Below are 19,854 nucleotides of genomic sequence, written 5' to 3'. Positions count from 1 at the left end.
TCAGAAAAGACATGTGAACAGGCAGACGCCCGTTTGGCGGGCTGCCAGCATGCCCCGGATGGTGTTCGTGCCATGTGACAACGGCGTGTCGGCTTACAGAAAACAGCCGCAAAACCGTCACGCCGCCGTCATGCGGCGGGTGCAGCATGCTTTTTGTCTACCCGCCACTCTTGCCCCTTTTCATCATGCTGACGAGCGCACTTCCCGACCACGAAGACCTGATGCAACGCATCGCCCGCGACCTGATCGACAGCTACGACGAAGAGCTCGAACTGGAGATCGAAGACCGCAACCTCGACGGGCTCGACCCCGCCTCGGCGGCGTCTTCCGTGTCCGACAAGGCGGCGCGCCAGGCCTATTTCAAGGAGCTCTTTCGCCTGCAGGGCGAGCTGGTCAAGCTGCAGGACTGGGTGCAGCACAGCAAGCAGAAGGTGGTCATTCTTTTCGAAGGCCGCGACGCGGCGGGCAAGGGCGGTGTCATCAAGCGCATCACCCAGCGCCTGAATCCGCGCGTGGCCCGCGTGGCCGCGCTGCCCGCGCCCAACGACCGTGAACGCACGCAGTGGTACTTCCAGCGCTACGTGGCGCACCTGCCGGCCGCCGGCGAGATGGTGCTGTTCGACCGCAGCTGGTACAACCGCGCCGGCGTCGAGCGCGTGATGGGCTTTTGCAGCGACGACGAGTACGAGGAGTTCTTCCGCACCGTGCCCGAGTTCGAGAAGATGCTCGTGCGCTCGGGCATCAAGGTCATCAAGTACTGGTTCTCCATCACCGACGACGAGCAGCACATGCGCTTCCTGGGCCGCATCCACGACCCGCTCAAGCAGTGGAAGCTCAGCCCCATGGACCTCGAGAGCCGCCGCCGCTGGGAGGAATACACCAAGGCGAAAGAGATCATGCTGGAGCGCACCCACATCCCCGAGGCGCCGTGGTGGGTGGTGCAGGCCGTCGACAAGAAGAAGGCACGTCTGAACTGCATCAGCCACCTGCTGGGCCAGCTGCCCTACCAGGAGGTGGCGCACGCGCCGGTCGAGCTGCCGGCGCGCGAGCGGCATGACGACTACCTGCGCCAACCCGTCCCTGCCAGCATGATCGTCCCGGAAATCTACTGAAGGCTTCGCGGCCGTTTGGCCGCCCGGCGCTTTGCCTGCACACTGCGCCATGGCCCGTCGCTCCACCGCTTCTTTCTTCGCCCGCGCCTATGAGCGCAACCTGAAGGCGCTCACCAAGCTCACGCTGAGCAACGGCAAGCGCGTGGCCGGCCAGGTGCAACGCGCGACCGCCAAGCGGCTCAAGCCGCCGCCCGGCAAGGGCGACTGGATCAGCGGCATGGCGATGGGCGCGGGCGGGGCGCGCGGCTATCACCTGTTCCGTCCGGCCGACCTGGTGCTGCAGCCCGGCGAGAAGCTGCCGCTCATGGTCATGCTGCACGGCTGCGGCCAGACCGGTCGCGACTTCGCGGCCAGCACGCGCATGAACGCGCTCGCGGTGCGCCAGCGCTTTCTCGTGCTCTACCCCGAGCAGGACCGCATCGCCCATCCGCAGGGCTGCTGGAACTGGTACGAGCGCCGCTCCGGCAAGGCCGACGCCGAGGCCGCCACGCTGATGGCCGCCGTCGACCAGGCCTGCATGCTGTACCCCGTCGACCGCGACCGCGTGGCCGTGGCCGGCCTGTCGGCGGGCGCGAGCATGGCGGCGCTGCTGGCCACGCGCTACCCGAACCGCTTTCGCGCCGTGGTCATGCACTCGGGCGTGGCGCCCGGCGCCGCGAAGTCGTCGGCCACCGCGCTCGGCGCCATGCGCGGACAGCACGTGCCGCCGATGCCCGTCACCGCGGTCGGCAAGGCCATGGGCGCGGCGGCCGTCTTCACGACGCTGCCGCCGATGCTGGTGCTGCACGGCGACGCCGACGCCGTGGTGGCGCCCAGCAATGCCATGAGCAGCGCGGCCGTCTGGGCCACCGCCGTGGGCGCGCACGCCGGCATGGCGCGCGACCTGCAACGCGGCCAGCGCCGCGCCATGCGCGTGACCGACTTCAAGCGCCAGGGCCGCACCCTGGTCACGCTGTGCGAGATCGCGGGGCTCGGCCACTCGTGGAGCGGCGGGTCGCGGGGGCAGCTGTTCAGCGACCCGCTCGGGCCCGACGCCACGCGCATGACGTGGGCCTTTGCGTCCGCGCAGTTCGACAAGCGCTGAACGCGCGGCGCCCTGCGCGCATGACCTCGCAGGTCATTGTCGCGATGCCGGCCGGTGCCGACAGTGGGGGCCATGCCCTCGTCGAACCCTGCCGTTCCTGCCTCGTCGATCACGTCCGCCGCACCGGGCCCGCTGGGCCTGTGGGTCATGCTCAGCGGCACCTTCCTGGTGGTGCTCGATTTCTTCATCGTCAACGTCGCGCTGCCATCGATGCAGCACGACCTGCAGGCCAGCGCGGGCACGCTGCAGCTGGTGGTGGCGGGCTACGGCCTGGCCACTGCCGCGGGCCTGGTCACGGGCGGGCGGCTGGGCGACCTGTTCGGCCGGCGCCGCATGTTCATGCTCGGCCTGCTGCTGTTCACGCTCGCCTCGGCCGCCTGCGGCGTGGCGCCGAACGCCGGGCTGCTCGTGGCCGCGCGCCTGCTGCAGGGCCTGGCCGGCGCGCTGCTGCAGCCGCAGGTGCTCGCGATGATCGGCCTGGCCTACGCGGGCGAAGACCGGACGCGCGCCTTCGCGGCCTACGGCCTCACGCTGGGCCTGGCGGCCACGCTGGGGCAGCTGGTGGGCGGCGCGCTGATCCATGCCGACCTCGCGGGGCTCGGCTGGCGCAGCTGCTTTCTCATCAACGTGCCCATCGGCCTGTTGGCGCTGGTGCTCGCGCCGCGCGTGGTGCCGCCGCTGGCGCAGGGCCGGGGCGACAGCCGGCTCGACCTCGCCGGCATGGCGCTGGTCGCGGCCGGTTCGGTGGCCGTGGTGCTGCCGCTGGTCGAAGGGCGCCAGCAGGGCTGGCCGTTGTGGAGCTGGCTGTGTCTGGCCGCCGCCGTGCCGCTGTGGGGCCTCTTCGCGGGGCAGCAGCGCCGCCTTGCGGCACGCGGCGGTGCGCCGCTGGTGGCGCCGGTGCTGCTCGCCAACCGCTGCTTCGTGACCGGGCTGTTCACCACGCTGGCCTTCTACGCCGGCAACGCCTCGTTCTACTTCGTGCTCGCGCTCTATCTGCAGCAGGGTATGGGGCTGGGTGCGCTCCATTCGGGCATCGTCTTCACCGCGCTGGCCGTCGGCTTCTTCGCGACCTCGATGGCCGGCGCCCGCATCGCCCGCCGCTTCGGCGGCACGCCACCGATCGCGCTCGGCGCCCTCGTGCTCGCGGCGGGGCATGCGTTGCAGTGCGCCAACGTGGCCGGCTGGCCGGGGCACACGCATGTCGTGGCGTGGATGGTGCCGCTGCTGCTGTTCGTGCAGGGCGCGGGGCTCGGCATGGTGATGGCGCCGCTGGTGTCCACCGTGCTGGCCGGCTTGCCGCCGCAGCACGCGGGCGTGGCGTCGGGCGTGCTGTCGATGGTGCAGCAGGCGGGCAATGCGCTGGGGGTGGCGTTGGTGGGGATCCTGTTTTATGGGCAGTTGGGGCACGGCGGCGACGCCGCAGGCCATGCGAGCGCGCTCGGCGTCGCGCTGCTCTACCTGATGGGCACGGCCTTGCTGGTGGCCGTGTTGCATCGCACAGGCGTGCGACAGCGTCAGGTGGTGGCAGGCGGGGGCAAGTCGGACAGCGCCGAGGCCACGCGCTGACAGGCGACGATGAGGTCGCGAACGATGCGTTCGTCGATATTCATGTCGCCTTCGTATTCACCGAGGTTGCGGATCTCGTGCCCCTTGGCCAGCACGCGCCAGACTTCCGGCCCCAGCGCCAGGGTGTGCGGCAGCACCTGGAAGACGATGAAGCGGTTGCCCGATCGATAGCCGTGCCCTCGCAGTGCAGCGAGGCACAAGGCGTGTGCCGCGTTGTAGGCCAGATCGAAGCGGCTTTCCAGCGAGAGCTGGGCGACCTGCGCATCGGCCAGGCGCGCCAGTCCGGAGCGAAGCAGGCCCGCGAACTCGCGCGCATCGGGTGCTTCGGCCGTCAGCGGCCTCGAGGGGCCGCACAGGTTGTCAAGCGGGGAGGGCATGCGCGTCGCCGATCACCCAGAGCTTGGGCTGTGCCATGACGCGGGTGGCGAACGCTTCGCCGTCCTTGAGTTTTCGCATCAGTTCTTTCCTCGTGAACAGGGTCGGGTTCACTGTACGGCCGAGGCGCGCCGAGACGGCGTCGAGGGCGAGAAAGAGGTCCGAATAGGCAAGTTCTTCACTGATCAGCAGCAGGTCGATGTCGCTGGCAGCGGTGTCGCTCTTCTTGGCCACCGAGCCGAAGACGAAGGCCGCTTCGATCTTGTCGGCCACGGGCGCCAGTGCGTCGCGCAACGGGCCCGCGAGCCCGAAGGTCTTGCGCACGATGCTGCACAGCTCCTCGAAGATCGGTGCGTCCGCGTTCGCGCGGTAGTGTTTCTGGTTCCCGACACGCGACGTCGTGAGCAGCCCGCTGTCGGTCAGCTGCTGGAGTTCTCGCTGCACCGCGCCCGAGCCCGCGCCGGTAAGCTTGATCAATTCACTGGAAAAGAAGCTCCGGTCCGGCTGCCCGAAGAGACAGCCCAGCACGCGTTGCTGCGTGGTCGTGAACAAGGCGTCCGCCAGGCTGGCGGACTTCTCGACAACCGGTGCCGGTGATTTCAATTTACCCATTTTGGGCATGTTAATGCCCAAAATGGGTTTTTCCAACCCTACAGGAATGCCATGGCCGATGACCTCCAATCGCTGACCCAGGCCTTGCGCGACTTCGCACAAGCCCGCGACTGGGAGCAATTCCACTCCCCCAAGAACCTCGCCGCCGCGCTGTCGGTCGAGGCTGCCGAACTGCTCGAGCATTTCCAGTGGCTCACTGAAGCGCAAAGCCGGGCGCTGCCCACGGACAAGCGGGCCGAGATCGGCACCGAGATCGCGGACGTCCTGCTCTACCTGCTGCAGCTGGCCGACAAGCTCGGCATCGACCCGGTCGAGGCGGCGAAGCACAAGATGCTCGCCAACGCCCAGAAGTACCCGGCCCCGCCATCCGCCTGAGTACCTCCGTGTACGCCACCCGGCGTATTTCCCCTTTGTGGTGCGTTCCGCAGACTCCTCTCCATCGCCAGCCCCGCGCTGTCGACAAGGTTCAACCCACCCGGAGCAGGAGTCCACATGCAACGTCGTTTCACACTCAAGGCGCTCACCGCCGCCGTCGCGCTGGCCAGCATTTCTGCTGCGCCTGCATTCGCCGCCGACACCATCAAGGTCGGCGTGCTGCACTCGCTGTCGGGCACGATGGCCATCTCGGAAACCGTGTTGAAGGACACGGTGCTGATGGCCATCGACGACATCAACAAGAAGGGCGGCGTGCTGGGCAAGCAGCTGGAGCCCGTGGTGGTCGATCCGGCCTCCAACTGGCCGCTGTTCGCTGAAAAGACCAAGCAGCTGCTCGGCCAGGACAAGGTCTCGGTGATCTTCGGCTGCTGGACCTCGGTGTCGCGCAAGTCCGTGCTGCCGGTGGTCGAGGAAATGAACGGCCTGCTGTTCTACCCGGTGCAGTACGAGGGTGAAGAGCTCTCCAAGAACGTGTTCTACACGGGCGCCGCGCCCAACCAGCAAGCCATTCCGGCCGTCGACTACCTGATGAGCAAGGAAGGCGGCGGCGCCAAGCGCTGGGTGCTGCTGGGCACCGACTACGTGTACCCCCGCACGACCAACAAGATCCTGCGCGCCTACCTCAAGAGCAAGGGCGTGGCCGACAAGGACATCGACGAGAAGTACACCCCCTTCGGCCACAGCGACTACCAGACCATCGTCGCCGACATCAAGAAGTTCTCGGCCGGCGGCAAGACGGCGGTGGTCTCGACCATCAACGGCGACTCCAACGTGCCTTTCTACAAGGAACTGGGCAACGCGGGCCTGAAGGCCAAGGACGTGCCGGTGGTGGCCTTCTCGGTCGGCGAGGAAGAACTGCGCGGCGTGGACACCAAGCCGCTCGTGGGCCACCTAGCGGCATGGAACTACTTCATGTCGATCAAGAACCCGACCAACACGGCGTTCATCAAGCAGTGGAGCGACTACGCCAAGGCCAAGAACATCGCCGGCCACAAGGACAAGCCGCTCACCAACGACCCGATGGAAGCGACCTGGATCGGCATCCACATGTGGAAGCAGGCGGTCGAGAAGGCCAAGTCGACCGACACCGACAAGGTGATCGCGGCGATGGCCGGCCAGACCTTCACGGCCCCCTCGGGCATCGTCTCGAAGATGGATGAGAAGAACCACCACCTGCACAAGAGCGTGTTCATCGGCGAGATCAAGGCCGATGGGCAGTTCAGCGTGGTGTGGAAGACGCCGGGCCCGGTCAAGGCCAAGCCGTGGAGCCCGTACATCGAAGGCAACGACAAGAAGCCCGATTACCCCGCCGGCAAGTCGATGTAAGTGTGTTTCTCCCTCCCCCGCTGGGGGAGGGCAGGGGTGGGGGCAAGCGGCGGTCGATTCGGTCACTGCGTCCTTGTTGGCGCCGCGTGCCCCCACCCCAACCCTCCCCCGGAAGGGGAGGGAGCCAACCCAACTTCCAAGTTCATGATGCTTCGACGAACCCTTCACTGCGCATTCGCCGCCATGCTGCTCATGGCAACGGCCGCCCACGCGCTGACCGCCGACGAAGCCCGGGCCATCGCCTCCGGCGAATCCGAAGCCCGCATCGCCGCACTCAACAAGGCCGTCCTCACCGCCGACGACAAGACCGCCGCCTTCATCCAGGCCATGTCCGACGACGCCGTGAAGTACACCGAAGACAAGGTCTTCGTGATGAAGGACGACAAGGGCTACGACCCCGTGACGGGCGTCGAGCTGAAGGTGCCCGACACCGCCGAAGACGTCGTCAACAACAACCTCATGCGCGGCGCGCTCGATGCCGCACAGGCCGCGCTCAAGCTCACGAGCACCGACGACGCGGTGCGCGCCGAAGCCGCGCAGGCGCTCTTCAAGGAGCCCGACGAGTCGCGCATCCCGATGGTCGAGAAGGCGCTGGCCGCCGAGACCAACCCGAAGATCAAGGCGCAGCTCGAACTCGTGCGCGCCGCCAGCATGCTCACCAGCGCCGACAAGGCCAAGCGCCTCGCCGCCGCCAAGGAGCTGGGCAACAACCGCAGCCCCGACACCAAGCTGCTGCTCAACCAGCGCCTGGCCGACGAGACCGAAGCCGACGTGAAGGCGGCCATCACCGCATCGATCGCCAACATCGACGGCGCGCTGGTCTGGGGCGACCGCATCAACGCCGTGTTCAGCGGCATCAGCCTGGGCTCGGTGCTGCTGCTCGCCGCGCTCGGCCTGGCCATCACCTACGGCCTCATGGGCGTCATCAACATGGCGCACGGCGAGCTGATGATGATCGGCGCCTACGCCACCTACGTGATGCAGGGCATCTTCCAGAAGTACATGCCCGAGGCGGCCTTCGGCTGGTACCTGGTGGCCGCGATTCCCGTGTCCTTCCTCGCCTCGGCGCTCGTGGGCGCGGTGCTCGAACGTGGCGTGATCCGCTTCCTGTACGGCCGTCCGCTCGAGACGCTGCTCGCCACCTGGGGCATCAGCCTGATGCTGCAGCAGCTGGTGCGATCGCTCTTCGGCGCGCAGAACGTCGGTGTCGAAAACCCCGGCTGGATGAGCGGCGGCTTCACCATGCTGAGCAACGTCACGCTGCCGTGGAACCGCATCTGCATCATCGTCTTCGCGGCGCTCGTGCTGCTGGCGATGGGCTGGCTCATCGGCAAGACGCGCCTGGGCCTGTTCGTGCGCGGCGTCACGCAGAACCGCCCGATCGCCTCGTGCATGGGCGTGAACACCGCACGCATCGACACCTACGCCTTCGCGCTTGGCTCCGGCATCGCGGGCCTGGCGGGCTGCGCCCTGAGCCAGATCGGCAACGTCGGCCCCGACCTGGGCCAGAGCTACATCGTCGACAGCTTCATGGTGGTCGTGATGGGCGGCGTCGGCCAGCTCGCGGGCACCGTGTATGCGGCGCTGGGGCTGGGCATTCTCAACAAGTTCATCGAAGGCTGGGCGGGCGCGGTGCTCGCGAAGATCGCGGTGCTTGTCTTCATCATCATCTTCATCCAGAAGCGGCCACAAGGCATCTTCGCAATGAAAGGCCGGAGCGCTGAGGCATGAGCAAGGTCGTACTTCCCACCAAGGGGCCGCTGCTGAGCGGCAAGGGCTGGACGGCCTTCTTCGTCGCGCTCATCGTCGTGTGCGCCGTGGCGCCCGTGCTCAACATGTGGGTGCCGGCCGACAGCCCGCTGCACATGAGCGACTACGCCGTGGCGCTCGTCGGCAAGATCATGTGCTACGCCATCTGCGCGCTGGCCATGGACCTGATCTGGGGCTACACCGGCATCCTCTCGCTCGGCCATGGCCTGTTCTTCGCGGTGGGCGGCTACATGATGGGCATGTACCTCATGCGCCAGATCGGCCGCGACGGCAACTACAAGAGCGACCTGCCCGACTTCATGGTGTTCCTCGACTGGAAGGAACTGCCCTGGCACTGGACCTTCAGCGGCAGCTTCGGCATGACGCTGCTGCTCATCGTGGCGGTGCCCGGCCTCATCGCCTTCGTGTTCGGCTTCTTCGCCTTCCGCTCGCGCATCAAGGGCGTGTACTTCTCGATCATCACGCAGGCCATGACCTTCGCGGCCATGCTGCTGTTCTTCCGCAACGAGACCGGCTTCGGCGGCAACAACGGCTTCACCGATTTCAAGCGCATCCTGAACATCCCGATCGCCACGCAGGAGATGCGCATGACGCTCTTCGCGCTCACCGGCCTCACGCTGCTGGGCTTCTTCCTCTTCGCCAAGTGGCTCATCGGCAGCAAGTTCGGCCGCGTGCTGCAGGCCATTCGCGATGCCGAAACGCGCGTGATGTTCTCGGGCTACAACCCGCTGCCGTACAAGCTCACGATCTGGGTCATCTCCGCCGTGATGTGCGGCGTGGCCGGCGCGCTGTATGTGCCGCAGGTGGGCATCATCAACCCGGGCGAGATGAGCGCGGCCAACTCCATCGAGATCGCGGTGTGGGCCGCAGTCGGTGGGCGCGCCACGCTGATCGGTCCGATCATCGGCGCCTTCATCGTCAACGGCGCCAAGAGCTGGCTCACCGTGGCCTACCCCGAGTACTGGCTGTACTTCCTGGGCGCCTTGTTCATTGCTGTCACGCTGTTCCTGCCGAACGGCATCGTGGGGTTGGTGCGCAAGTGGCTCTCGCGCGAGAAGCCGCAGAAGGTCGCGGCGCCGGCCGCGAAGGAAGCGCGGCGCGAGCCCGCCGCCTCGCACGCCGAGCCCGAAGCGACCGTGCAGGCGCCCTTGGTCGCCGATGTGAAGGGAGCCCGCGCATGACGCCCGACCTGATGGAAGCCGGCGCCGAGCGGGCCGCACGCGCGGCCGGCCTGCACGCGGCCACGGGCCAGACCGAATCGGGCGGCCGCACCGCAGGCTTCAGCCGCATTGCGACGCCGGGCGAGGTCGACATCACCCACGGCCGCATCCTGTACCTCGAAGACGTGAGCGTGAGCTTCGACGGCTTCAAGGCCATCAACAAACTCTCGCTCGACATCGCGCCGGGCGAGCTGCGCTGCATCATCGGCCCCAACGGCGCGGGCAAGACCACGATGATGGACATCATCACCGGCAAGACGCGCCCCGATTCGGGCACCGTGTTCTTCGGCAGCACCATCGACCTGCTGCGCCACCGCGAGGCCGACATCGCCCAGCTGGGCATCGGCCGCAAGTTCCAGAAGCCGACGGTGTTCGAGCACCTCACCGTGTTCGAGAACCTTGAACTGGCGCTCAAGACCGACAAGGGCGTGCGCGCGTCGATGCTGTTCAAGCTCGACTCGGCGCAGAGCGACCGCCTGGCCGAGGTGCTGGAGACCATTCACCTGGCCGACAGCGTCTCGCGCCTGGCCGGCAACCTGAGCCACGGCCAGAAACAGTGGCTCGAAATCGGCATGCTGCTGATGCAGGACCCGAAGCTGCTGCTGCTCGACGAGCCCGTGGCCGGCATGACCGACGAGGAAACCGCGCGCACGGCCGAGCTGTTCCTCACGCTCAAGGGCAAGCATTCGCTGATGGTGGTGGAGCACGACATGAGCTTCATCCGCACCATTTCCGAGATCGTGACCGTGCTGTGCGATGGCTCGGTGCTCGCGCAAGGCACGCTCGATGAGGTGCAGGCCGACGAGCGCGTGATCGAGGTCTACCTTGGCCGGTGAACTTGTCGTCGCAGCCAGAGCCGGCGGCATCAACGCGACGACCAGCGCCCGGTATGCGGTGCGGCGTGGGCGGCCCCTCTGTGCCGCCGAGGAGCGCAGCGTTTCGCGGATCAGGGCTCGCAGCTGTTTGAGCGCAGCGAGTTCTGCGAGACCCCGCGAAACGCGAGCACCGCAGGGCAGCCCGAAGGGCCGGCACAGTGGGGCCGACCGCGCCGTGCCGCCCACCGGGCGCCCCCGATAAAGACCAAGGAAGGCATCCACCATGCTGACAGTCAAGAACATCCACCAGTACTACGGCGGCTCCCACATCCTCCGAGACGTGAGCTTCGAGGCCACGCTCGGCAAGGTCACGGTCCTGCTCGGCCGCAACGGCGTCGGCAAGACCACGCTGCTGAAGTCGCTCATGGGCCTGGTGCCCATCAAGAGCGGCAGGATCGAACTCGAAGGCAAACCGATCCACAAGGCCACGCCCTACGACAGGGCGAGGGCCGGCATCGGCTTCGTGCCACAGGGCCGCGAGATCTTCGCGCGGCTCACGGTCGAGGAGAACCTGCGCATGGGCCTGGCCTACAAGAGCGGCGGCACGCCCATTCCTGCGGAGCTGTTCGAGCTGTTCCCCGTGCTCAAGCAGATGATCAACAGAAGAGGCGGCGACCTTTCGGGCGGGCAGCAGCAGCAGTTGGCGATTGCCCGCGCCCTCGCGCCCAAGCCCAAGCTGCTGATCCTCGACGAGCCCACCGAAGGCATCCAGCCCAGCATCATCAAGGACATCGGTCGCGTCATCCGCATGCTCGCCGACCGGGGCGACATGGCCATCGTGCTGTGCGAGCAGTACTACGACTTCGCGCAGGAGCTGGCCGACGACTACCTCGTGATGGAGCGCGGCGAAGTCATTGCGCGCGGCCTGGGCAAGGACATGGAGGCGCAGGGCGTGCGGCAGTTGGTTGCCATCTGAATTGCAAGACGGTACCGACGCGCCGCACGAGAGCATCTTCACAATTTAAGGGTTTACCCTAGAATCGGGCCTTGCCCGCGTCCGCCGGGCACCCCCCAGGAGCCCGGCCTTGAACGCCTCACCGTCCGCCCGCGAAGGCGCGGAAACCACCGCCATTGCACCGTCCGTCTCGTCCGCCCAGTTCCTGCGCGCGGTGCTCGCGCTCGGCGTCGGCGGCTTTGCCATCGGCACCGGCGAGTTCGTCATCATGGGCCTGCTGCCCGAGGTCGCGAAAGACATCGCCGTCACCATCCCGCAGGCCGGCCACGTCATCAGCGCCTATGCGCTGGGCGTGGTCGTCGGGGCGCCCGTGCTCGCGGTGCTGGCCGCCGGCTGGGGCCGACGCGCACTGCTGATCGCGCTGATGGCCGTGTTCGCGGCCGGCAACTTCGCCAGCGCGATGGCGCCCGGCTACCTGTCGCTCAACCTGCTGCGCTTTGCCACCGGCCTGCCGCACGGCACCTACTTCGGCGTGGCCGCGCTCGTGGCCGCCACGCTCGCGCCACCGGGGCGGCGCGCACGCGCCGTCGGCCTCGTGATGCTGGGGCTCACCGGCGCCACGCTGGTCGGCGTGCCCATCGCGGCGTGGCTGGGCCAGCTGTTCGGCTGGCGCGCGGCCTTCGTGTTCGTCGGCGTCATCGCGCTTGTCGCCGTGGTGCTGCTGCGCCGCGACGTGCCCGACATCGCACCCGCCGCCGGCGCCAGCCCCTGGCGCGAACTTGGCGCGCTCAAGCGCAAGCAGGTGTGGTTCACGCTGGGCATCGGCGCCATCGGCTTTGGCGGCATGTTCGCCGTGTTCAGCTACATCAAGCCCACGTTGATCGAGGTGGCCGGTCTGCCGCTGGGCGGCGTGCCCTTCGTGCTCGCGCTGTTCGGCCTGGGCATGGTCACCGGCAACCTCGTGGGCTCGCGGCTGGCCGACAAGTCGCTCATGCGCACCATCGGCGGCGTGCTCGTCTACGCGGCGCTGGTGCTCGCCAGCTTCACCTTCGCGGCGCACCACGTCGTGACGGCGGCCTTCACCGTGTTCCTGATCGGCACCACCGTCGCCATCGGCCCGGCCCTGCAGATCCGCCTGATGGACGTGGCCGGCGACGCGCAAACGCTCGCCGCCGCGCTCAACCACTCGGCCTTCAACATGGCCAACGCCCTCGGCGCCTGGCTCGGCGGCGTGGCCATTGCGGCCGGCCTGGGCTGGACCTCGACCGGTTGGGTCGGCGCGCTGCTGGCGCTGGCGGGCGTGGGCATCTTTGCCTGGGCGGTGGCGAGTGCGCGTGCGGATGCGCGGCGGCCGGTGGCGGTGGTTTGCGAAGGGTCGGCGGGCTGAGACGCCGTTCTGCAGTGGCGGTGCTGTAAGAGAAGGGCGCCAGAATCAGGCACGTTCCTGACGGCTGGAGTCCATGCAGATCCTTCGAGTGTTTGTGGCGGTGTGCCTCGCGGCGATGGGCGTCGCCATGCTGTGTGTCGCGCTGCTGTCGGCGCTTGATGCCGCGGTCATTCTTTCTTCTTACGACAAGGTCGAGGGTGTCGTCACCGGCGCCGGCAACACAGAGGTCCGGGTCGACTACGTCCGGCTCGACGGCCAACGGGCTGTCTTGTACGCACGCAGCGGCGGCAAGTTCGATCCACGCCCCGTGGGCAAGAAGGTCGCGGTCCTGCTGCCTCCGCAAGATCGGTTGGACGGCACGCTCAAGCCGATCCTCAAGGACGACCTGAACCACGTCGTCGGGGAATTCATGATCGCGCTGCTTCTTCTCGGAATCGCAGTGGCGATCTGGGTGGGCCCCTCCGGTGGTGCTTCTTCGCAGTCGAGCGAAGACCTGCGCACGAGGGGCGTCGACACCCATCCGAAAGAGCCCGAGCGGCCAGTGCGCCCGCAGGCGTCGATCGACTTCGAGCACGCGAGCGCCAACACCCGCGAGATGGATCTCACGCAGCTGGCGCGCCTGCAGGCGTTGATCGACCGCGAGTACACGAGCGTCGACACCCGGCAGAGGGAGCTCGACCGGCAAGCGCGCCTGCAGGCATCGATCGACCTCGAGATCGCCGAACGACGCGCCAAGAAGGACGCTCGATGACACCCCCGCTTTTCACCCGCCGACGCCTGCTCCACACCGGCCTCGCCGCCGCCGCGCTCGGCCATCCCTTCCTGCACCTGCGCGCCCAGCCCTTGGCGGCGCGCGATCCGTTCACGCTGGGCGTCGCCTCGGGCGCGCCGCGGCCGGACGGCATGGTGCTGTGGACGCGGCTCGCGCCCGAGCCGGTGCAGGGCGGCGGCATGGGCGAGGCGTCCGTGGCGGTGCAGTGGGAGGTGGCCGAGGACGAGCGCTTTCGCCGCATCGTGACCAAGGGCATGGCCAGCGCGGAAGCCGACCTCGCGCACTCGGTGCACGTCGACGTGCAGGGCCTGCGCCCGGGCCGCCCGTACTGGTACCGCTTCACCGCCGCCGGCGTGCGCAGCCCCGTCGGCCGCACGCGCACCGCGCCGGCCGCCGATGACGCCACCGTGCAGCCGCTGCGCTTCGCCTTCGCCTCGTGCCAGCAGTACGAGGAGGGCTACTACGCCGCCTACCGCGACATGGCCGCGCAGCCGCTCGACTTCGTCGTGCACCTGGGCGACTACATCTACGAAAGCACGCGCGGTTCGCACAACGTGCGCCGGCACGAGGGCGGCATTCCCACCGACCTGGCCGGCTTTCGCAACCGCTACGCGCTCTACAAGACCGACCCGCACCTGCAGGCCGCGCACGCCGCCTTTCCCTGGCTCGTGACCTGGGACGACCACGAGGTCGCCAACGACTACACCGACGACGTCTCGCCGCGCACGCCCGACCCGGCGCAGTTCCTCGCGATCCGCGCCGCCGCCTACCAGGCCTGGTACGAGCACATGCCCGTGCCCGCCTCCATGCGCCCGCGCGGTGCAGGCGCGACCATCTACGGCCGCCATCGCTTCGGCCGCATGCTCGACGTGATGCTGCTCGACGGCCGCCAGTACCGTTCGCACCACGCCTGCCTCCCGGGCCGCAGCACCAAGCCGCTGGCCGACTGTGCCGACCGGCTGGCGCCGGAGCGCAGCCTGCTCGGCATGCAGCAGGAAGCCTGGCTCGCGAACGAACTCGCCACGCCGCGGGCGCGCTGGACCGTCATCGCCCAACCGACCTTGCTCGCCGAGGCCGACCGCCAGCGCGGCCCCGGCCACGGCTACTGGATGGACGGCTGGGACGGCTACGCCGCCGCGCGCACGCGCCTGCTCGACGCACTGACCGCCAACCCGTCGCGCGGCGGCGATGCGCTGGTGCTCGGCGGCGACGTGCACGCCTTCTGGGCCGCCGACCTGCGCCGCGAGCCGCAGGGCCCCGTCGTCGCGACCGAGTTCGTCGGCGGCGCCATCACCTCCGAAGGGCCCAGCGCCGCCAGCGTGGCCCACATGCGCGCGAAGAACGAACACCTGCGCTACGGCCGCGCCGACAAGCGCGGCTACGGCCTCATGACGCTCGACGCGCGCGGCTGCGCCGTCGAGTTCCGCGCGGTGGACGACGAGAAGAACGCCGATTCCGCCGTCGCGGCCATGGCCCGCTTCTCGGTCGAACGCGGCGCGCCCGGCGTGCACCTCGAATCCACCTGAATCTCCAGCGCCTGCAGGAATGCGCGGCCGTGCCTATGATGGCCGCCGCCTCTTTCCCTCCCTCTCCCACCTTCTCGGAGCGAGCCTGCATGAGCATTCCCACCACCCGCCTGGGCCGTACCGGCCTCACCGTGTCCCGCCTGGCCCTGGGCACCATGACCTTCGGCCTGCAGACCGACGAGGCCGTGTCGCACCAGATCCTGGACAAGGCCGCCGACGCCGGCATCAACTTCCTCGACACCGCCGACGTGTACCCGCTGGGCGGCACCATCGAGACCACCGGCCGCACCGAAGAGATCATCGGCAACTGGCTCGACAAGCAGGGCCCCGCCGGCCGCCGCCGCTTCGTGGTCGCCACCAAGGCCGTCAACAAGGTCGGCCCCAACCCCTGGGACCAGGGCGCCTCGCGCAAGCATTTGCTCGACGCCATCGACCTCTCGCTCAAGCGCCTGAAGACCGACCACGTCGACCTGTACCAGCTGCACATGGACGACCGCGAGACCCCGCTCGAAGAAAGCCTCGAGGCGCTCGACGTCATCGTCAAGTCGGGCCGCGCGCGCTACATCGGCGTGTCGAACTTCCTGGCCTACCGCCTGGCCCGCGCGCTGGGCAAGGCCGAGCTGCACCGCTTCACGCGCTTCGTGTCGGTGCAGCCGCGCTACAGCCTGCTGTTCCGCGAGATCGAGCGCGAGTTGCTGCCGCTCGCGGCCGAAGAGGGCCTGGGCGTGATTCCCTACAACCCGCTGGCCGGCGGCCTGCTCACCGGCAAGTACAAGCCCGGCGCCAAGCCCGAGGAGAACACCCGCTTCACCCTCGGCACCGCCGGCGGCATGTACCAGGACCGCTACTGGAACGACCGCAGCTTCGACACCGTGACCCAGCTGCACGCGCTGGCCGACGAAGCCGGCGTGCCGCTGGCCACGCTGGCCGTGGCGTGGGTCATGGCCAACCCGCTGATCACCGCGCCGCTGCTGGGCGCTAGCCGCCCCGAGCAGCTCGACGCCACCGTGGCCGCCGCCAGCTACGTGCTCGACCCGGCGCTCAAGCAGAAGCTCGACGCACTCACCGCCGAGTACCGCAAGGGCGACGCACCCCGCTGAGCGAAAGGATGCGTGCCGGCCCCCGGATGGCCTGCGCGCAGTACGTGCTTGGGCCATGCGGGAGAATCGCGCCCGGCATGACCACATCCCACACCCCTTCCCGGCGCGCCGCCCTGCGGCCCCCGGCAACGACCGAACGGCGGCCCGCATGGCGCAGCTGATGTCGCTGCTGGTGCAGAACGCGATCCTGGTGGTGTTTGCCGCCAGCTTCGCCGCGCGCCTGGGCCTGCCCGTGCCGGCCGCGGCCGTGCTGGTCGTCACCGGCGCGCTGCTGGCGGCGGGCGACGTGTCGGTGGTCGGCGTGGTGCTGGCCGCCGTGGTCGCCAACCTGCTGGGCGACGGCGCGTGGTTTTACGCCGGGCGCCGCTTCGGCTACCGCTTCATGCGGCTGCTGTGCCGCATCTCGCTGTCGCAGGACTCCTGCGTGCGGCGCGGCGAGTCGCTCATTTCGGACTGGGGCGGCATGTCGCTGGTGGCCGCCAAGTTCGTGCCCGGCGTGTCCGTGGTGGCGCCGCCCATGGCCGGCGCGCTGGGCATGTCGGTGCGGCGCTTTGTCGGCTTCGACATCGTGGCCGCGCTGGTCTGGACGGGCCTGTTCCTCGGCCTGGGCTGGCTCTTTCGCGACCAGATCCAGCAGGTGCTCGCCGTGCTGGCCCAGGCCGGCGGCATCGCCACCGCTGCGCTGGGCGTGGTGCTGCTCGTGATGCTCGCCGTGCGCTACTGGCGCCGCCGCGCCTTCGCGCGGCTCACCGGCATGCCGCGCATCAGCGTCGACGAGCTGTTCGACCTGATGAGCGGCGACGTGCCGCCGCTGGTGATCGACGTGCGCGGCGAAGCCGGCGTGCAGGTCGACCCGCGCCGCATTCCGGGCGCGCTGTCGTACACCCTCAAGGCGCTGCAGCAGCGCAACCTGGACCTCACCATCGACCCCGACCGCGACGTGGTGCTGTACTGCAACTGCCCCAACGAGGTCTCGGCCGCGCAGGCCGCGCGCGTGCTGCTGGCGCGCGGGGCGCGGCGGGCGCTGCCGCTGACGGGGGGGCTCGATGCGTGGGTGGCTTCGGGGCGGCCGACGAGCCTGCACTGACCCGCTTCGCAGCTGCTCATCGCAGCTGTTGTGTCATCGGGCACTGCAGAACGAGTCGGGCGGGCAGGGGCGAGTTCTGCCAGCCGGGGACGTCCTTCTTTCGGTAGGCCTCCAGCGAGGGATAGCCGTCCGCCGTCCAGTCGGTGCCGTCCACCTGTTCGAGCGCGACCACTTCGTACAGGCACTTGGCGTCGCGTGCCTTGAAGCGAAAGGCCATCCGCCCGGGTTCGCCGGGGCGGCTCGTGTCCAGCACCTCGTAGCTGCTGCGTGCGCAGCGGCTGAAACTCGAACGCCATTCGATGGTCTGGCTGCGCACGTGGAGTACGCCGTTGCATGCCCGGCCCGTGCCGGTGAACTTCCCGGTGAATGTGTGGGCGTGCGCGGGACCAGCCATAACTGCTGAGCAGGCGAGTGCCAGGAGACGCCGCCCGATGTTTCGGCCTACTTGCATGCGGTTGCCTCGGAGCCTCTGCGAACGGCCGCCAAGGCATAGCCGAGCTTGTCTGCATACGTCGCATCGCCATCCACGTTGTAGTAAGTTGCCGCTCCCGATACCGTGATGGGCTTCCAGCCTGTGATGACCCTCTGAACCGAGGCCCTCTGGTAGTGCAGCACCTCGCCGGGCCGAAGCATGTGTGCGGACGGATTGAGCCGCTTCATCACCTCTGGCGTGCTGCCTTTCGCTCTGGCGATGCTGTTCAGGGTATCGCCAGCTTTCACGACGACCTGATGGGTGCGGGTGTCTGCATCGGGCACGCTCTGAAAGGAGAAATTGGCCATGCGCAGCAGCAGATAGCCGATGCCCGCCCGGATGTTGTCGGCAGGCGCGCGGCGCACGCCGTCGACGGAGAGGCTTCTGCGGTAAGAGGGCGGGAGGATCAGGTCACCGCCGTCCTTGCCACCCAGCAGCGCCTGGAGGCCCAGATCTCCTGTATTGCCGATCTGCATCGGGCGGGTCTTCCACTGCGGCCGTTTGGCCCCCGTTTCGACCCACAGCATGGCCTTCACCAGGCGCCAGTCCAACGGGACGTAGCCCTTGGTTCGAGAGAGGTGCATGTCGTATTCATGGACGGCCGAGCGGATCTCGCAGTCGTGGCTGTTCCACTTGTCGTCGGCGTTGTCGATGCCGCGCTTCCAGCCTTCATTCTCTGTCTCGGCTGCCGTCGTCTTCTGCGTCTTGCGCATACGTGCTCCCTCTTCCGTTTGTTGATGTCCCCGTGTTGTAGGCCGGTTCGGCGCTGCACACTGTCACCCAACGTCACCCGGTCCTTCTTCCCCGGAATTTCTCCGCGAAGCCGCGAGGTCAGCTCCCCGCCCACCCCCGGTGGTAGTCTCCCTCCCCGATGAACCTCCGCACCAAGATCGTCGCGCTGGCCGTTGCGCCCCTGCTGGTCGCGCTGGTGCTCGTGGCCCTGGCTGTGCGTCACCAGGAGCACGACCTCGCCCAGCGCGAGCGGGCGCTCATCGAGCGCAGCTACATGGCCCAGCGCCGCAGCGAGCTGCGCAGCTATGTCGACCTGGCCGTGAGCAACCTGCTGCCGCTGTACGAGTCGGGCCTGGACGACGAGGCCACGCGCACCGAAGCCCTGCGCCGCCTGGCCACGCTCAACTACGGCGACGACGGCTACTTCTTCGTCTACGACATGGACGGCAACTCGCTCATGCACTCGCGCCAGCCCGAGCTGGTCGGCCAGAACCTGTGGGGCCTGCGCGATTCGCATGGCCGCTTCACCATCCAGGAGCTGATCAAGGGCGCGCGCGACAAGGGCGGCGCCTATGTCGAGTACGAATGGCGCAAGCCCTCCAGCGCGCAGATGGCGCCCAAGCTCGGCTACGTCACCGCGTTGCCGCGCTGGAACTGGATGGTCGGCACCGGCCTGTACCTGGACGACATCCAGTCGACCATGGACACCCTCGACCGGCAGATGAACGCCAACGTCACCGCCACGCTGCTGTGGATCGCCGGCATCGCTGCGCTGTGCCTGGGCGTGGTCAGCGCGGCCGGGCTGCTGCTCAACCTCAGCGAGCACCGCACGGCCGAAGCCAAGCTGCGCTTGCTCGCGCGCCGCGTGGTGCAGTCGCAGGAAGAAGAGCGCGGCCACCTCGCGCGCGAGCTGCACGACGGTACCAGCCAGACGCTGGTGTCGGCCAAGCTGCTGATCGAATCGGCCGTGGAGCAACTCGACCGCGCGCACCAGTCGCCGCCGCCCGCGCTCGGCAAGGCACTGCAGCGGCTGAACGATTCGCTCACCGAGGTGCGCCGCATCTCGCACCGGCTGCGCCCCGCGCTGCTCGACACCCTGGGCCTGCCCGCCGCGCTGGAGCGCCTGGGCGCCGAGTTCGGTGAAGAAGGCGGCGTGGACGCATCGATCATGGTCGAGGGCGAACCCTTCGAGCTGTCGCAAGAAGCCAAGACCGCGCTCTTTCGTGTCACGCAGGAAGCGTTGACCAATGTGCGCAAACACGCGCGTGCGCAGCAGGTGCACATTGCATTGGGCTTCGACGAAGAGGCCGTGCGCCTGGAGATCAGCGACGACGGCGTCGGCTTCAACGTCGAGGCCATGCAGCTCGACCCGCAGCGCGGCATCGGCCTGCGCAACATGCGCGAGCGCATGGAGTCCATCGAAGGCCGGCTGCGCATGCGCTCGGGCCGGGGCCACACGTCCATCGTGGCCGAAGTGCCCGTGCGGCGCGCAAAGCCAGAATAGCGGC

The 19,854-nt window shown here is 68.5% G+C and carries 19 protein-coding genes; 15 read left to right on the top strand and 4 right to left on the bottom strand.

Annotation, left to right across the window (positions count from 1 at the left end):
• Positions 1–185: 185 nt before the first annotated feature.
• From ppk2 to AC1RLW_RS18330, 3 genes are all read left to right on the top strand, one after another.
• Positions 186–1,112, top strand: coding sequence for a polyphosphate kinase 2 (ppk2, locus tag AC1RLW_RS18340; protein WP_174254434.1), 927 nt, complete (start codon positions 186–188; stop codon positions 1,110–1,112).
• A gap of 49 nt (positions 1,113–1,161) precedes the next feature.
• A complete protein-coding gene (locus tag AC1RLW_RS18335; RefSeq protein ID WP_070061595.1) occupies positions 1,162–2,196 on the top strand; it encodes an extracellular catalytic domain type 1 short-chain-length polyhydroxyalkanoate depolymerase in 1,035 nt (344 codons plus the stop codon).
• A 72-nt stretch (positions 2,197–2,268) separates the two neighbouring features.
• A complete protein-coding gene (locus AC1RLW_RS18330; protein ID WP_493194369.1) occupies positions 2,269–3,762 on the top strand; it encodes an MFS transporter in 1,494 nt (497 codons plus the stop codon).
• Here AC1RLW_RS18330 and AC1RLW_RS18325 read toward each other — a convergent pair.
• Positions 3,711–4,139: a hypothetical protein gene (locus tag AC1RLW_RS18325; protein ID WP_493194367.1), complete on the bottom strand. Its 429-nt coding sequence runs from the start codon at positions 4,137–4,139 to the stop codon at positions 3,711–3,713. The two genes, AC1RLW_RS18330 and AC1RLW_RS18325, sit on opposite strands and share 52 nt — an antisense overlap.
• Positions 4,123–4,818 (bottom strand): nucleotidyltransferase domain-containing protein, encoded by a 696-nt coding sequence (locus tag AC1RLW_RS18320; protein ID WP_260685005.1) that lies wholly within the window; start codon positions 4,816–4,818, stop codon positions 4,123–4,125. Before AC1RLW_RS18320 ends, AC1RLW_RS18325 begins: the two co-directional genes overlap by 17 nt.
• On the opposite strand from AC1RLW_RS18320, the gene AC1RLW_RS18315 reads away from it, so the two are divergent.
• The 11 genes from AC1RLW_RS18315 to AC1RLW_RS18265 all read left to right on the top strand — a co-directional run bounded on the left by AC1RLW_RS18315 (position 4,801) and on the right by AC1RLW_RS18265 (position 17,142).
• Entirely contained in the window at positions 4,801–5,124 is a 324-nt protein-coding gene (locus AC1RLW_RS18315; RefSeq protein WP_493194365.1) for a nucleotide pyrophosphohydrolase, read from the top strand. The two genes, AC1RLW_RS18320 and AC1RLW_RS18315, sit on opposite strands and share 18 nt — an antisense overlap.
• A 117-nt stretch (positions 5,125–5,241) precedes the next feature.
• Positions 5,242–6,510, top strand: a complete 1,269-nt coding sequence (gene urtA / locus AC1RLW_RS18310; RefSeq protein WP_013543023.1) for an urea ABC transporter substrate-binding protein — start codon at positions 5,242–5,244, stop codon at positions 6,508–6,510.
• Between the two features lie 183 nt (positions 6,511–6,693).
• Positions 6,694–8,241, top strand: coding sequence for an urea ABC transporter permease subunit UrtB (urtB, locus tag AC1RLW_RS18305; RefSeq protein ID WP_493194362.1), 1,548 nt, complete (start codon positions 6,694–6,696; stop codon positions 8,239–8,241).
• Positions 8,238–9,461, top strand: a complete 1,224-nt coding sequence (gene urtC, locus AC1RLW_RS18300; RefSeq protein WP_493194361.1) for an urea ABC transporter permease subunit UrtC — start codon at positions 8,238–8,240, stop codon at positions 9,459–9,461. The genes urtB and urtC overlap by 4 nt, the downstream gene beginning before the upstream one ends.
• Complete coding sequence (gene urtD / locus AC1RLW_RS18295) at positions 9,458–10,336, top strand: urea ABC transporter ATP-binding protein UrtD (RefSeq protein ID WP_354343221.1); 879 nt, start codon at positions 9,458–9,460, stop codon at positions 10,334–10,336. The genes urtC and urtD overlap by 4 nt, the downstream gene beginning before the upstream one ends.
• Positions 10,337–10,598: 262 nt before the next feature.
• Positions 10,599–11,291 carry an urea ABC transporter ATP-binding subunit UrtE gene (urtE, locus tag AC1RLW_RS18290; RefSeq protein ID WP_493194359.1) on the top strand — a complete coding sequence of 231 codons (693 nt, stop codon included), beginning with the start codon at positions 10,599–10,601 and terminating at the stop codon, positions 11,289–11,291.
• A gap of 109 nt (positions 11,292–11,400) precedes the next feature.
• Positions 11,401–12,657, top strand: a complete 1,257-nt coding sequence (locus AC1RLW_RS18285) for an MFS transporter (protein ID WP_493194358.1) — start codon at positions 11,401–11,403, stop codon at positions 12,655–12,657.
• 73 nt (positions 12,658–12,730) lie between these two features.
• A complete protein-coding gene (locus AC1RLW_RS18280) occupies positions 12,731–13,408 on the top strand; it encodes a hypothetical protein (RefSeq protein WP_493194356.1) in 678 nt (225 codons plus the stop codon).
• Positions 13,405–14,955: an alkaline phosphatase D family protein gene (locus AC1RLW_RS18275; RefSeq protein ID WP_493194354.1), complete on the top strand. Its 1,551-nt coding sequence runs from the start codon at positions 13,405–13,407 to the stop codon at positions 14,953–14,955. The genes AC1RLW_RS18280 and AC1RLW_RS18275 overlap by 4 nt, the downstream gene beginning before the upstream one ends.
• Positions 14,956–15,044: 89 nt before the next feature.
• Positions 15,045–16,055, top strand: coding sequence for an aldo/keto reductase (locus AC1RLW_RS18270; RefSeq protein WP_095946666.1), 1,011 nt, complete (start codon positions 15,045–15,047; stop codon positions 16,053–16,055).
• A 148-nt stretch (positions 16,056–16,203) separates the two neighbouring features.
• Positions 16,204–17,142: a VTT domain-containing protein gene (locus AC1RLW_RS18265; RefSeq protein ID WP_062472168.1), complete on the top strand. Its 939-nt coding sequence runs from the start codon at positions 16,204–16,206 to the stop codon at positions 17,140–17,142.
• A gap of 16 nt (positions 17,143–17,158) precedes the next feature.
• Here AC1RLW_RS18265 and AC1RLW_RS18260 read toward each other — a convergent pair whose 3' ends face one another.
• A complete protein-coding gene (locus AC1RLW_RS18260) occupies positions 17,159–17,458 on the bottom strand; it encodes a hypothetical protein (RefSeq protein ID WP_493194352.1) in 300 nt (99 codons plus the stop codon).
• A 125-nt stretch (positions 17,459–17,583) separates the two neighbouring features.
• The gene (locus AC1RLW_RS18255; protein WP_139702767.1) at positions 17,584–18,327 is read right to left on the bottom strand and encodes a LysM peptidoglycan-binding domain-containing protein; all 744 of its coding nucleotides are present in this window, start codon (positions 18,325–18,327) and stop codon (positions 17,584–17,586) included.
• Positions 18,328–18,485: 158 nt separating this feature from the next.
• Between AC1RLW_RS18255 and AC1RLW_RS18250 the strand changes: the two genes are divergently transcribed.
• Entirely contained in the window at positions 18,486–19,850 is a 1,365-nt protein-coding gene (locus AC1RLW_RS18250) for a cache domain-containing protein (RefSeq protein ID WP_493194350.1), read from the top strand.
• The last annotated feature ends 4 nt before the right edge of the window (positions 19,851–19,854 follow it).

This window comes from Variovorax sp. GW822-FHT04A09 (assembly GCF_058801005.1).
The sequence above is the reverse complement of the archived record's forward strand: the minus strand, read 5'-3'. Positions and strand labels throughout refer to the sequence as shown.